Source organism: Bradyrhizobium sp. 2TAF36 (assembly GCF_052114925.1).
GTDB classification, from domain to species: Bacteria; Pseudomonadota; Alphaproteobacteria; order Rhizobiales; family Xanthobacteraceae; genus Bradyrhizobium; species Bradyrhizobium barranii.
Window position 1 is genome coordinate 47,422 of sequence record NZ_JBFRFR010000045.1, and the last position, 12,213, is coordinate 59,634.

Consider the following 12,213-nt stretch of genomic DNA (forward strand, 5'->3'; position numbering starts at 1 on the left):
TGCCCGTCGGAATGGCGTGGCCCGTTTCCGGGCATTTGATCATCACCATACCCATCCTGACTTCCTCCAGCTTGGCATCACCTCACGGCAAGGCTTCTCACGGCAAGGCTTCACCGCCTCGGCTGGACCGCGCCCCTTCTGGCGAAGACGCTCGTCCAGCCGATCCACGCGGCCAGTAGCCTCGATTCAAGCAGCCCTATGCACAACCAGGTTGAAACTCTTCTTGATCGGCTCGGCCGTCTCGGTTGCGACCTTCTGGGCGAGGTCCCAAAGCTCCCGGTTTTGGCGAGAAGCCGCTTCAAAGGTCTTGCGGCTGTGGGTGGTGGAGAGGTTCACGACATCCGCAAACGACCTCGCATCCGCAAGCTGGGACAGGAACTCCAGCGCGGAGCTGGTATTGATGTTTGATATTTCGATGACCTTGGTGCCGTAATCGGCGGCACGCGTGGCATTGGTCGAACAGGCTTCGCGGAGCGCTTCGGTGATCTCCTCGGAAGCCGCCCTCATCCGCTCTAAATTTGCCTTGGCCCGGGCGGCGCCCTGCTCGGCAAGATCGCCGAAGGTCGCCTGGAAGTTGAAAAACGGCAGGTCGAACCTGGGCATTGCACCGCCATTCGCCGTCCCATTGAGCGCAGTGGCGTTCGTCTCGGCTTTCAGATTGGCATCATTCATGGTCATTCATTCCCTCACGCGAAACCAGATAATGGATTGAAGACTCCCAGAAGCTCCCAGGTGCGGACCGCACCGGGAAACCAGTGCCCCTACTCTCAAATGGAGGGATGCTGCTGCCGATATGCCGCTTTCGCCCCCTGCCGGAACCAACTATGACCAACCAAAATCGGGCCTTCGGTTCGCTTTCGGACTCTCGACTTGAATAAATTCGATTCAAGCGACGACGCGCCACAGGCGGCATTCTTCCTTCTTTGAAGTTGTCGCGATTACTTCCGCCAACTTGAGATCAGTCCGGCGAGCGGTTCGGAGACGCCGGCGCCGGTGGCCTTCCTCGGGGTGCGCGGCGAGGATTCGGCCGTTTCTGGATGGCGCCCTGTCATTGATTGATTGCGAGTTGATGGAGCCGCACCGCAGCGCACCGCATTGAACGATACGTCGCATCGCCAATGCGGCGTTGCGCTGCGTCCGAGGCACGAGACCGGTGGCATCTCGTCAATGTCAGACACCACCTCGCATTGCCGCGGCGGATTGTCCGCTCACGGCATCGCCAGATGCCAGGCGCCGTTCAGAAAGCCGTCGCCGGTGATGTCGCCGGGCTTCTGGTCCTTGGCGAAGGTGTAGAGCGGCTTGCCCTTGTAAGCCCACTGCCTGGATCCGTCGTCGCGCGTGATGACGGTGTAGCCGTCGGCCGCGGCATCGCTCGCCTCGGCCTTCAGCACCGGCCAGTTTGTCGCACACGGTCCGTTGCAGGCAGACTTGCCGTCCGCATCCTTGTCGAAGGTGTAGAGCGTCATGCCCTTGGCGTCGGTGAGCACGTTGCCCTTGTCGGACTTGCCGGTCTTGGTCGGCGGCGCGGCGAAGGCAGCGGGGATGATGGCGAGCGATACGGCGAGCGTGAGCGCGAGGCGGATCGAGGACGTCATGGGTTCTCCTGTCATGCAATTGGCTTGCATGGGGTAGGACGCCGCGCAACGCTTCGTATTCCTGGGACGGTGGCAAAGATATTTTTCGCTGCGCGCATCGTCGCGACGGAATAAACTGGAATGGGTATGACCGACCAACGGACCGACATGAGCAAGCCGCATTGGCGTCCCGCGCGCGCCTCCGACCTGGTCGCGATCAGCGCGATCGCAGCGCGGATCCATCCCGATCTTCCCGAGAGTCCCGACGTGTTCGCGGAGAAGATGCGACTCTATCCCGATGGCTGCCGTCTGCTCATCGCCGACGAAGAGATCGCCGGCTACGGACTCGCGCATCCGTGGAAGCAACACCGGATTCCGCCGCTCAACGGCTTCCTGCAACAACTGCCAGATGATGCGGATTGTCTCTACGTGCACGACGTCGCCGTGCTGCCCGATTTCCGCGGTGGCGTCGCGCGCGATTATATTGCCGCTATCGAGAAGCTCGCGCGCGCATCACACATCACAACGCTCGCGCTGGTCTCGGTCTACGCCACGCGGCCGTTGTGGGAGCATCTCGGCTTTCGGCCCGTCGCGGCGGATGCGGAAGCGCGTGCAAAGCTCGCCTCCTATGGCGAAGGCGCGACCTACATGCTTCGCGACCTCGCTGCGACATAACGTCCCCGCCCGGCTCACGCGGGCGTGAAGCCGTCCCTCGAACCGCCTTCGATCACCCCCCGTCGAAGGTGTGCGCGGGCCGTTCTGGTCTCGCCGATCCGAGACTGGAGAATTTCCATGAAACTCACATTGTCGAAAGTTGCTTTGATTGCATTCGCTGCGGCGGCCGCGTTCAGCGCGACCAGTGCCAACGCGGCGCAGGTCCGGACCTACGGCTGCGATTCCGCCTTCTTCGAGGGCTGCGGTATCCTGGTCGAGACGCCGACCCCGGGTGGCAGAAGCCGCGTCAACCTCACTCACGACACCTCGCCCATCTACATGAAGCAGACCGACCCCCGCTACAGCTCGTCGATGCGTGATGCCGGCGGTGGCGGCGGCGGAGGTGGTGGCGGCGGCGGCGGTGGCCGCTGAGTTCGCAGCTGACTTTTCAGATGATGTCGCCGGCGCAATCCGGCGGCATCATTGCTGTCTGCACAATCAGGCGCAGTTCAGCCCCGATGCTTTTTCTTCGCCTTCTTTTTTCCAGGCGCGCCCTTCAACGGCCACGGCGTCACCGCCGGCTCGGCATGGCCAGGCTTGTTCTTGTGCTTCTTTTTCTTTCCGAACGAAGGAGCATCGTCGAATTTCGGCCTGCGCTCGCCGTGAGCCTTGTCGCGTGGCTTGAATCCAGCTGCATCGCGCGGGCGATCGTCGCGACGTTCGCGATGATCGCTGTCGCCGCTCTCGCGCCGGGGCGGCTTTGACCGCTCTTCCGAAGGCGCCTGCCGCTGCGGCGCATCCGTCATCGGTTCGAGGCGGATATTGTCTTCCTTGTCCGGACGCTTGATCTTGGCGGCGAAGGTTTCCGCGACCCGCTCGGAAATTTCGAACTCGGTCGTCGTGTCCATGATCTTGATGGCGCCGATGTCGCCCTTGTCGATGCCGCCGCGGCGGCAGATCATCGGCAAGAGCCAGCGTGCTTCCGCATTCTTTCTTCGTCCGATGTTGGCCCGGAACCAGACGCTGCCGTCCGCCATGCCGTGTTTCGCCGACGATTTTCCTGATTTGGGTCGGGCTCTTTCGGGGCGATCATCGCCGCGCGAAGTGCGGGCATCGTCGCGCGGTGCGCGGACATTGTCGCGCCCGCGATCGTCGCGCGGCCGGCCGGCTCGCTCGCCGGGATCGATGATGTCTTCGGGCGACGGCAGCCGTGCGCGATAGAGCCGCGCGAGTGCGGCTGCGATATCCTCGGCCGACCGCTCGGCCAGCAGCGCCTGCGCCAGCACCAGATCGTCGGTGGTCGTCTCCTCGGTGAACAACACGTCCTTCATGCGGTCGTGATCGAGCTTGCGGATTTCCTCAGCTTGCGGCGCCGTTCCCCAGACCGCGTCGATCCCCGAGACATTCAGCAGCATTTCCGCACGTCGCCGCCGTACAGGCGGCACCAGCAGGACGCTCGTCCCCTTGCGGCCCGCCCGCCCGGTGCGGCCGGAGCGATGCTGCATCACCTCGGCGTCGTTGGGCAGATCGGCATGGATGACGAGATCGAGGCTCGGCAGGTCGATGCCGCGGGCGGCGACGTCGGTCGCCACACAGACGCGGGCGCGTCCGTCCCGGAGCGACTGCAGCGCCGTGGTCCGCTCGTTCTGCGTCAATTCGCCTGACAGCGCGACCACGGAGAAGCCGCGCTCCAGCAGCGCCGCCTGCAAATGCCTGACGTGATCGCGCGTGCTGCAGAACACCAGCGCGCTCGGCGCCTCGTAGAAGCGCAGCACGTTGACGACGGCATGTTCGACATCACCGGGGGCGACCCTGATGGCACGGTACTCGATGTCGGCGTGACCGCCTTCATCGCCGGCGACCTCGATTCGAAACGCCTGCTGCTGATATTGCTTGGCCAGCGCCACGATGCCGCGCGGAAACGTCGCCGAGAACAGCAACGTGCGGCGTGTCTCCGGCGTGGTCTTGAGGATGAATTCCATGTCCTCGCGAAAGCCGAGATTGAGCATCTCGTCGGCCTCATCGAGGACGACCACTTTCAATTCCGTGATGTCGAGACGGCCGCGACGCAAATGGTCGCACAACCGGCCGGGCGTGCCGACGACGATGTGAGCGCCCGCCGCAAGCTCGCGCTGCTCGCGCCGCGGATCCATGCCGCCGACGCAGGAGACGACCCGCCCGCCGGCATGCCCATACAGCCATGCCAGTTCGCGCTGAACCTGCAAGGCGAGCTCGCGGGTCGGCGCCACGATCAGGGCGAGCGGCGCCCCCGCCTGCTCGAACCGCTCGGCATCGCCAAACAGATCCTTGGCCATGGCGAGGCCATACGCGAGGGTCTTGCCGGAGCCGGTCTGGGCCGAAACCAGGAGATCGCGGTCGGCGGCTTCGTCTGCGAGCACGGCGAGCTGGACAGGGGTGGGTGAATCATAGTTCCGCTCGGCCAAAGCGTGGGCGAGCGGCGGGGTCAGGGCCGGAAAAGACACGGGATGGAGAACCTTGGTTAATGTCAGGCGCGGAACGGTGAACCGGCGGACCTGAGTTGCGTGCGCGGCAAACGGCCCGGCCGCACGCTGGATGTGATCAGGGCGCTCTTTACGCCAAGTGCTCTGAAATCACCATGCCTATGATGCATGGCTTGACGGAAAGAACCGCGCCTGAAGGTTGCAGCGGACGTTCGCGGCCACCTCCGTTAACCTGAAGCCAACCGGCTTAGAGGGGGACGACCGCGTGACGCCTTCCGCCACACGCGCCTGCGGCGATTGCACGCTTTGCTGCAAGGTCATGGYCATCGAGGCGCTGGCCAAACCGGCTGGAAGCTGGTGCCGGCACTGCAAACCCGGCCAGGGCTGCGCGATCTATGCCGAACGCCCGGCCATCATGGGCCAGCGCATGATCCTCATCACGCCGGACCGCGAGTTCGATCTCGGCATCGTCGGGCCGGACGAGCGGATCGTGCGGGAGCTGGAGGGGACCAAGGTCGTCGGCGCGACGGTGGTGAAGGAACATCAGATCAGCCATGGCTGGTTGGTGAACGTCCCATCAGCCGATGCTAGATAGGTCCGGTGACCTGGCAGAGTTAAGTTCAGGCAAAGCAGCACGGGGAGCACGACGATGCGATTGGCAGTCATTTCCGATATCCACGGCAATCTCGCTGCGTTGGAAGCGGTGCTGGCCGACATCAAGGCGCGCGGCGTCGATCGTACGGTCAACCTCGGCGATTGCGTCACCAGCCCGCTGTGGCCAAAGGAAACTTTCGAGGCTCTCCAGTCGCTGTCGTTGCCGACGGTGCGCGGAAATCATGATCGCTGGATTGAGGAGTTTCCAGACGAAAAGCTCTCGCCGGCAGGTCTGTTTGCGCGTAGCGCATTGACCGCGGAGCAGCGCCGCGCACTTCACAGCCTGCCCTCCCAAATACGGCTGGACGACGGGATCCTGGCCTGCCACGGCACACCCGACGACGATACGACGTGCCTGCTCGAAGAAGCGCTCGAGGACGGCCGCTTCGTGCCGGCGCGTCGCGACGTGCTGACCGCGCGCCTTTCGAGCGCGCCAACGGCGCGTGTCGTGCTGTGTGGTCACAGCCACCGCCAGGCCGCTGTTCAGGGCCCGGGCGACCGCCTGGTCCTCAATCCCGGCAGCGTTGGTTGCCCGGTGTTCGCGGACATTCCTTTTGCCGCATACCTGGAGCATCGCTCGCCTCACGCCCGCTACGCGATCCTCACGAAACGAACAAGAGGCTGGCAAGTCGAACTGCTGGCCCTGGAATACGACTGGGAAGCCGCGTCCGCGCAGGCGCTCGCCAACGGCCGCCCGGAATGGGCGGAGGCCATGTTATCAGGACATGTCAAATAGCTGGCCTTGCCACGTTGGTCATTCGATCCCAAATCGTGCCTCACAAGAGCGCAAAGGGGGAAACATGGCCGACAGCATATCGCTTGCCGACAAGCTCGCGACCTTTGGGGATTATTGGTCGCCGCGCACGGTCACGACCTTCAACGATTGCGACGTGATGGTGGTGAAGGTGAAGGGCGAGTTCACCTGGCACAAGCACGATGACACCGACGATTTCTTTCTCGTCCTGAAAGGCAGTCTGGACATCGAATTGCGGGATCGCACAGTGACGCTCGGTCCGGGCGAACTCTATGTCGTGCCCAAAGGGGTGGAGCATCGCCCGGTGGCACGCGAGGAGGTTCACCTCCTGCTCATCGAGCCCACCGGCACCCCGAACACGGGCGACAAGGCCACCGCCGCAGCGCGCAAGCTCGCATAGCGACAACGCGCCTGACCCTAATCCCTGGAGGTCACCAGCCTGCTGAAGCCGCCGACCAGCCTTGCTTTCGCCCTTACAACAGTGTCCCTCGCCGCGCGGCTCAGGGCGCGGATGGCGCGCCAGGCGTCGGTTGCCTGCAGCCACGCCTTCACCTCAGAGAACTTGCCGTACGCCCAGGCGAACGCCGGAATCCGCATCAGCTTGTCGCGCGTGAGATGGAACAGGCGCTCGACCAGCACGAGCTTGAGCAATTCGCCGACGATGAAAGTCACGGCGGCGCTCACGACCTGACCCGTTGCGGCGAGGTAGGCCGCCACGGGCTTGATCGGCTCCAGAATGATCACGGGCACGGAAAACAGGGCGAGCGAGGGATAAGGGGACAGCGACCTGATCCAGGTGCGCAACCATTTGAATTCGAAATGCCGCCCAATCCAGCGCGCCATTGGCCGCGCGACGGCCATGAAGACGGCATCCACCAGGAAGTAGATGGCCGCCAGGATGTAAGTAACGGGTTTCAGGATTCGCTTCACGATACCTCTCCCGTGAAGTGAAAGTCGGAACCTGGGCCTAAGTTTCACCTTAACATGGATAGATCGGGGATTCCCGATGGAACTTTTTGGGCGCCTCAGATCTCGGCATAGACCTCCAGCAAATTGCCGTCGGGATCGCGAAAAAACAGCGTCCGGTGTCCGAACGACTGGTTCGTGGGCGGTGACAGCAGCGCCACGCCCTGCCGCACCAGTTCATCGGCACATTGATCGACCTCGGTCGCGGACACCTTGAAGGCCAGCTGCAGCGAGGCGCTGCCCGCCGGTGTCGGCGCGTCGGCCGCGGTCCGGCTCGGTCTCGCCAGCGCCAGCGTRTTGCCACCCAGGCCGTACTCGATCCAGTTCGGCGAGAGCTCGCGCAGCAGCGGAAAGGCGAGAACGTCCTCGTAGAACCGGCGCATCGCCGCCATGTCGCGCACGAAGATGACGGTGTAGTCGATCGCGCGAATGGCGTTGAAGGGGGAGCGGGTGCGCGGGTTAGGTTCGTCCGTCATCTTAACCCTCATTCCAAACTCAGGCTCGTAGCCCGCATCGAGCGAAACGGAAAGCGGGACCGGCGGCCCCGGATTGCGCTGCGCTCCATCCGGGCTACAAGGTTCAAGAATTATCGCAACAAACCACCGCTATAGCGCAGCTCGTACAGCGGTGCGCCATCATGCCGCGAGATCGTCTCGACGCCGTGGAAGCGATCGAGCGCCCTTTCGACCTCGTTGCGGTAAGTCATGCCTGCCTGCTCGAACAGGCGCGGTCCCCGATAAGGCTCCTCGACGCCTACGCCCAACAGCGCCCGGCGCAGGAATTTATAGATCTCGAGCAGCGTGGACCGATCCGTGATGTCCGCGCGGACGCCGCCGCTGTAGCTCATCGACCAGATGACACGGTCATCCCGTGACACGGTCTCCTGCCCGACGAAAAACCCCATCCCGAAATAGATATCGCGATAAGCATAAGGTGGCGCGCGATGCTCGAGCTGCTTGGAGCCGGCAAGCAGCGGCGCGGCCGCGGTCGCGTCGTCGTCCAGCCCCGCATAGGTGCGCCGCTTGGCTTCGACCAGGAACGCTGCGAGATCCGGTGGAATGGACGGCATTATCTAGTCCACCAGTTCCGGCCACGGCACGATGGTCGATTTCACCGTCTTCATCGCCATCGCATCCCTCACCGCCTGCGCGACGCCCGCTTCCGTGAACGGATAGATCGTCTGCATCTTCAGCCAGGGATATTTGTCACGCGTGCGGTAGAGCATGTCGACGCCGAGCGGGAGATCATTACCGGTAAAGCCCCAGGATCCCAGCACGTTGAGGTCCTTGGTGCAGATGCGGTGCCAGGAGGTCTCGATCGAGCCGGCGTCGGTGAACTGACCCATCTCGACATAGGTGCCACCGTCGCGCAGCATCTCGATGCCTTCGGGGCCGGCGGTCGGATGTCCCGAGCAATCCATCACGAGATCGGCGCCGAAGTGGCCTACAATCTCGCGGACGCGCGCGATGCGCTCCTGCGGCGATTTGATCTCCTCGATGTTCACCGTCGCCTCCGCGCCGAACTCGCGCGCGAGCTTGAGCCGCGGCTCTTCCGGCGCGCCGACGCAGATCACGCGCCCCGCCCCCATCTCCTTGGCGGCCGCGACCGCGAGAATGCCGATCGGACCCGAGCCCTGGATCACCACCGTGTCGCCCCAGGAAAAACCACCGGCGCGGGTGGCGCGGTTGAAGGCGCGGATGCAGGAGGTCAGCGGCTCCGACAGCGCGCCCAGCCGCAGCGACATGTCGTCGGGCAGCTTGTAGATCTTGGTGCCCGGCAGCATCTCGAGATCGGCATAGACATATTCGGCCCAGCCGCCCCACATATGCGGCGCCTTGTCGAAGCCGAGATAGCGGCCGTAATAGACCGGCGTCAGGCATTTGTTCGCGGTCTGCGGATAATGGATGCAGTAATAGCAGTGGCCGCAGGGCATCAGCGGCGGGATCATCACTTTTGATCCGACCTTGAGCGGCTTGCTCATGAAGTCCTCGGTGAATTCCTCGCCGCATTCGACGATGATTCCGCCGAGCTCGTGGCCGAGCGTGAACGGCCAGGGCAGCGGCTTCGGCCAATGTCCTTTCAGAATGTGCAGATCGGTGCCGCAGACGCCGCAGGCGCCGACCTTGATCAGCGCAGCCTTTTTGCCGACCTTCGGCCACGGCACCGTCTTGATGACGGGCTCCGAGCCCGGCCCTGCGTGAGTGCAGACGCGGATCTGGTCCATGGCTGTTTCCTCGCGGCCCGTCTGTTATGATTGATGGTGCGGGCGTGAGGCAAAGCGTATGTGAGATGCGCGGTCGTGCCAAGCGTGAGTCTCGAAGCCCGCACGGAGCGAAGCGAAATGCAAGACCGGCGTCCCCGGAATACGCTTCGCTCCACCCGGGCGACAAGGACAACGCCGATGCTGCGTGACTATCAGCCAGCGGATGCGGAAGCGATCGTGCGCGTCGCTCTCGCGGCATTCGCGCAATTCGAGCAGGATTATTCCGACTGGCCGTTGTTTACGACCCATGTCGCGAAGATGCCGGAGCTGGCCAAGACCGGCGAGATCATCGTCGCCGAGGATGGCGGCCAGATCGTCGGCGCCGTCGCCTATGTCGGTCCGCAAGCCCCGAAGCCTGCCTTCTTCGATCCGGCCTGGCCGGTCATCCGCATGCTGGTGGTTGATCCGGCCGCGCGCAGCAAGGGCATCGGCCGGCAATTGACCGAGGAATGCCTGCGCCGCGCCGAGCGCGACCAGTCGGGCGTCATCGCCCTACACACGACGCCGATCATGACGGTCGCATTGCCGATGTATCAGCGGATGGGATTTACCAGGGTTCGCGAGGCGCCGGATATTCTGGGCGTGCCTTATGCGGTGTACGTCAGGACGCTGGGGTAGGATGGCGTCGGCGTTGATTCTTTGACAGTCGTTGCGAATGACAAACTGGACGAGCCGAACCTGCGCGGCAAATGGCATCGACATCCATTATTTACGGACCGGGGACGAGAAGCCTGCGCTGATCGCGCTGCATGGTCTGACTGGAAGCGGTGCCTGCTGGACACCGTTGGCGCGTGCGCTCGAAGACGGCTACGACGTCATCATGCCCTCCGCGAGGGGACATGGCGCGTCGAGCGCACCGTCCGGCGGGTATCTGTACCGCGATCTCGCAGGCGACGTCATCGGCCTCATTGACGCGCTCGGGCTGACTGCCCCGATCCTGCTCGGCCATTCTATGGGCGGCATGACCGCCGCCGTGGTTGCGAGCGAGATGGGTACGACCATTCGCAGCGTTATCCTCGCCGATCCGACCTTCCTGCGACCGGAGCGTCAGCGCGAGGTTTATGAGAGTGATGTCGCCGAGCAGCATCGCCGGCTTCTGGGGCAGGACAAGGATGAGGTACTCGCCGAGGCCCGGCGGCGGCATCCGCACCGCTCATCCGAGCTGCTTGACCTGATCGTTGATGCGCGGCTGCGGACCGAGATCAGCGCCTTCGAGGTTCTCACGCCGCCGAACCCGGATTATCGCGAGCTTGTCAAAGCCATTGCCGTCCCGAGCCTGCTTGTCATCGGAGACAATGGCGTTGTCTCGGTCGAGACGGCGCGGGAGCTGCAGGGGCTCAATCCACACCTCAGCCATGAGGTGATCGCGAATGCGGGCCATGGGTTGCCATATGACAAGCCGGATGAGTTTGCTGCGGTGGTCAGATCGTTTCTGGCGACGGAGATCGCGTGACGCGCTGCTTCGTAGCCCGCATGGAGCTTTGCGGAATGCGGGGCCGGCGGTCCCGGGTTGCGGGCTACGGACAAACACCCAAGTGTCTTGAGCGGCCGGCGGCGAACGTGTATGGCCCCAAGGGTCCCACCCAGGTGATCGCTTGAACCCCCTGCCCCAAAATCCTGTTGTCGCGTCCGGATCGTTCGCGGCGATGAAGTCGGTGCCGTACCGGCTCCAGTTCATCGCCTACGTGCTGGCGATGATGGCGGACAACATCGAGCATGTGATCAGCTATTGGGTGGTGTTCCAAAAATTCCATTCGCCGACGCTGGGGGGCTTTGCCGTGCTGTCGCACTGGCTGCCGTTCCTGCTGTTCTCGGTCGCGGTCGGCGGGCTCGCCGACCGGTTCGATCCGCGACGAATCATCCAATGCGGCATGCTGCTGTTCATCGTGGCCTCGGCCGGATGGGGCTTCTTCTTCATCACCGACACCATCCAGATGTGGCACGCGATGCTGCTGCTGGTGATCCATGGCTGCGCCGGCGTGCTGTGGCAGACGCCGAACCAGCTTCTGCTCTACGATCTCGTCGGTCCCGCGGATCTTCCGAGCGCGGTGCGCCTGAATGCGATGGCGCGCTATCTCGGCATCCTGGTCGGGCCCGCCGTCGGCGGCGTCATCATGCTGACGCTGGGCACCTCGCACGGCATCATCTTCAACACGCTGTTCTACCTGCCGATGCTGCTCTGGCTGTTCTGGGCGCCGGTGCGCGACAAGAGCGTCGCGGTGCGGCGCTTCGCCATGCGCGGCCTTGCCGACATCGTGCTGACGATGCGCGCCATCGGCACGCAGCCGGTGCTGACCGCAATGACGTGGCTCGCCGGCCTCACCTCCTTCATGATCGGCAACGCCTATCACGCCCAGATGCCGGGGTTTGCCGGCGATCTCGGCCACGGCGATCCCGGCGTCTCCTACAGCGTGCTGCTCGCGGCCGATGCGGCAGGTGCACTGCTCGCCGGCATCGCGCTGGAATCCTGGGGACGGTTGAAGGGCACGCCGCGCACCGCGATCATGCTGGCCATGCTGTGGAGCGTGGCGCTGCTCGGCTTCGCCGCGGTGCGGATCTATCCGGTCGCGATCGTGCTGCTGTTCTTTGCCGGCTTCTTCGAGCTGTCCTTCAACACCATGGCGCAGGCGCTGGTGCRGTTGAACGCGCCGCACGACATCCGCGGCCGCGTCGTCGGGCTCTACAACATGGCCGGCCTCGGGATGCGGGCCTTCAGCGGCATCACCGTCGGCCTGTTCGGCGCGGCGATCGGCATTCACTGGTCGCTCGGGCTCTCGGCCGCGGTGCTGCTGGCGCTGCTGTGCCTTCTCTACGGACGCGCGACGAGGAAGACAGCCGGTTGACTCTCGTCCCTCTCCACCGCACCTTCGAGAGAGGGCTTGGGGA

15 protein-coding genes are annotated in these 12,213 nt (G+C 64.0%); 8 read left to right on the forward strand and 7 right to left on the reverse strand.

Annotated features, from left to right (window positions below; translation table 11 throughout):
• Nucleotides 1-186 precede the first annotated feature (186 nt).
• Nucleotides 187-678, reverse strand: a complete 492-nt coding sequence (locus AB4Z51_RS25220) for a phasin (protein WP_441498217.1) — start codon at nucleotides 676-678, stop codon at nucleotides 187-189.
• 530 nt (nucleotides 679-1,208) lie between these two features.
• On the reverse strand, nucleotides 1,209-1,595 hold the full coding sequence (locus AB4Z51_RS25225; RefSeq protein ID WP_063982498.1) for a COG4315 family predicted lipoprotein: 387 nt from the start codon (nucleotides 1,593-1,595) through the stop codon (nucleotides 1,209-1,211).
• A gap of 147 nt (nucleotides 1,596-1,742) precedes the next feature.
• Between AB4Z51_RS25225 and AB4Z51_RS25230 the strand changes: the two genes are divergently transcribed.
• Together AB4Z51_RS25230 and AB4Z51_RS25235 are read left to right on the forward strand one after the other, a co-directional pair.
• Nucleotides 1,743-2,249, forward strand: coding sequence for a GNAT family N-acetyltransferase (locus tag AB4Z51_RS25230; RefSeq protein ID WP_283018892.1), 507 nt, complete (start codon nucleotides 1,743-1,745; stop codon nucleotides 2,247-2,249).
• A 117-nt stretch (nucleotides 2,250-2,366) separates the two neighbouring features.
• Nucleotides 2,367-2,660: a hypothetical protein gene (locus AB4Z51_RS25235; protein WP_441498218.1), complete on the forward strand. Its 294-nt coding sequence runs from the start codon at nucleotides 2,367-2,369 to the stop codon at nucleotides 2,658-2,660.
• 77 nt (nucleotides 2,661-2,737) lie between these two features.
• On the opposite strand, the gene AB4Z51_RS25240 is transcribed toward AB4Z51_RS25235, so the two are convergent.
• Nucleotides 2,738-4,711, reverse strand: a complete 1,974-nt coding sequence (locus AB4Z51_RS25240) for a DEAD/DEAH box helicase (RefSeq protein WP_441498219.1) — start codon at nucleotides 4,709-4,711, stop codon at nucleotides 2,738-2,740.
• 244 nt (nucleotides 4,712-4,955) lie between these two features.
• Here AB4Z51_RS25240 and AB4Z51_RS25245 point away from each other — a divergent pair, with 244 nt between their 5' ends.
• The 3 genes from AB4Z51_RS25245 to AB4Z51_RS25255 all read left to right on the forward strand — a co-directional run bounded on the left by AB4Z51_RS25245 (nucleotide 4,956) and on the right by AB4Z51_RS25255 (nucleotide 6,498).
• The gene (locus AB4Z51_RS25245) at nucleotides 4,956-5,285 is read left to right on the forward strand and encodes a hypothetical protein (protein WP_441498220.1); all 330 of its coding nucleotides are present in this window, start codon (nucleotides 4,956-4,958) and stop codon (nucleotides 5,283-5,285) included.
• 54 nt (nucleotides 5,286-5,339) lie between these two features.
• Nucleotides 5,340-6,080 carry a metallophosphoesterase family protein gene (locus AB4Z51_RS25250; protein ID WP_441498221.1) on the forward strand — a complete coding sequence of 247 codons (741 nt, stop codon included), beginning with the start codon at nucleotides 5,340-5,342 and terminating at the stop codon, nucleotides 6,078-6,080.
• 64 nt (nucleotides 6,081-6,144) lie between these two features.
• The gene (locus AB4Z51_RS25255; RefSeq protein WP_028154742.1) at nucleotides 6,145-6,498 is read left to right on the forward strand and encodes a cupin domain-containing protein; all 354 of its coding nucleotides are present in this window, start codon (nucleotides 6,145-6,147) and stop codon (nucleotides 6,496-6,498) included.
• 17 nt (nucleotides 6,499-6,515) lie between these two features.
• On the opposite strand, the gene AB4Z51_RS25260 is transcribed toward AB4Z51_RS25255, so the two are convergent.
• The 4 genes from AB4Z51_RS25260 to AB4Z51_RS25275 all read right to left on the reverse strand — a co-directional run bounded on the left by AB4Z51_RS25260 (nucleotide 6,516) and on the right by AB4Z51_RS25275 (nucleotide 9,288).
• Nucleotides 6,516-7,028, reverse strand: coding sequence for a hypothetical protein (locus AB4Z51_RS25260; RefSeq protein WP_441498222.1), 513 nt, complete (start codon nucleotides 7,026-7,028; stop codon nucleotides 6,516-6,518).
• Nucleotides 7,029-7,123: 95 nt separating this feature from the next.
• Nucleotides 7,124-7,540, reverse strand: coding sequence for a VOC family protein (locus AB4Z51_RS25265; RefSeq protein ID WP_014494310.1), 417 nt, complete (start codon nucleotides 7,538-7,540; stop codon nucleotides 7,124-7,126).
• 110 nt (nucleotides 7,541-7,650) lie between these two features.
• Nucleotides 7,651-8,133: a DUF5680 domain-containing protein gene (locus AB4Z51_RS25270; RefSeq protein ID WP_441498223.1), complete on the reverse strand. Its 483-nt coding sequence runs from the start codon at nucleotides 8,131-8,133 to the stop codon at nucleotides 7,651-7,653.
• A 3-nt stretch (nucleotides 8,134-8,136) separates the two neighbouring features.
• Nucleotides 8,137-9,288, reverse strand: coding sequence for a zinc-binding dehydrogenase (locus AB4Z51_RS25275; protein ID WP_441498224.1), 1,152 nt, complete (start codon nucleotides 9,286-9,288; stop codon nucleotides 8,137-8,139).
• Nucleotides 9,289-9,465: 177 nt separating this feature from the next.
• On the opposite strand from AB4Z51_RS25275, the gene AB4Z51_RS25280 reads away from it, so the two are divergent.
• The 3 genes from AB4Z51_RS25280 (at nucleotide 9,466) to AB4Z51_RS25290 (ending at nucleotide 12,170) form a co-directional block, all read left to right on the forward strand.
• Nucleotides 9,466-9,945, forward strand: a complete 480-nt coding sequence (locus AB4Z51_RS25280) for a GNAT family N-acetyltransferase (RefSeq protein WP_135216646.1) — start codon at nucleotides 9,466-9,468, stop codon at nucleotides 9,943-9,945.
• Between the two features lie 37 nt (nucleotides 9,946-9,982).
• Entirely contained in the window at nucleotides 9,983-10,780 is a 798-nt protein-coding gene (locus AB4Z51_RS25285) for an alpha/beta fold hydrolase (RefSeq protein ID WP_135216645.1), read from the forward strand.
• A 142-nt stretch (nucleotides 10,781-10,922) separates the two neighbouring features.
• The gene (locus tag AB4Z51_RS25290; RefSeq protein WP_441498225.1) at nucleotides 10,923-12,170 is read left to right on the forward strand and encodes an MFS transporter; all 1,248 of its coding nucleotides are present in this window, start codon (nucleotides 10,923-10,925) and stop codon (nucleotides 12,168-12,170) included.
• The last annotated feature ends 43 nt before the right edge of the window (nucleotides 12,171-12,213 follow it).

What these genes read in the sequence shown, in the direction of transcription:
- AB4Z51_RS25285 (WP_135216645.1), top strand. Translation starts at nt 9,983, where the DNA reads ATGACAAACTGGACGAGCCGAACCTGCGCGGCAAATGGCATCGACATC.
- AB4Z51_RS25270 (WP_441498223.1), bottom strand. Translation starts at nt 8,133, where the DNA reads ATGCCGTCCATTCCACCGGATCTCGCAGCGTTCCTGGTCGAAGCCAAG.
- AB4Z51_RS25250 (WP_441498221.1), top strand. Translation starts at nt 5,340, where the DNA reads ATGCGATTGGCAGTCATTTCCGATATCCACGGCAATCTCGCTGCGTTG.
- AB4Z51_RS25255 (WP_028154742.1), top strand. Translation starts at nt 6,145, where the DNA reads ATGGCCGACAGCATATCGCTTGCCGACAAGCTCGCGACCTTTGGGGAT.
- AB4Z51_RS25280 (WP_135216646.1), top strand. Translation starts at nt 9,466, where the DNA reads ATGCTGCGTGACTATCAGCCAGCGGATGCGGAAGCGATCGTGCGCGTC.
- AB4Z51_RS25230 (WP_283018892.1), top strand. Translation starts at nt 1,743, where the DNA reads ATGAGCAAGCCGCATTGGCGTCCCGCGCGCGCCTCCGACCTGGTCGCG.
- AB4Z51_RS25235 (WP_441498218.1), top strand. Translation starts at nt 2,367, where the DNA reads ATGAAACTCACATTGTCGAAAGTTGCTTTGATTGCATTCGCTGCGGCG.
- AB4Z51_RS25275 (WP_441498224.1), bottom strand. Translation starts at nt 9,288, where the DNA reads ATGGACCAGATCCGCGTCTGCACTCACGCAGGGCCGGGCTCGGAGCCC.
- AB4Z51_RS25220 (WP_441498217.1), bottom strand. Translation starts at nt 678, where the DNA reads ATGACCATGAATGATGCCAATCTGAAAGCCGAGACGAACGCCACTGCG.
- AB4Z51_RS25225 (WP_063982498.1), bottom strand. Translation starts at nt 1,595, where the DNA reads ATGACGTCCTCGATCCGCCTCGCGCTCACGCTCGCCGTATCGCTCGCC.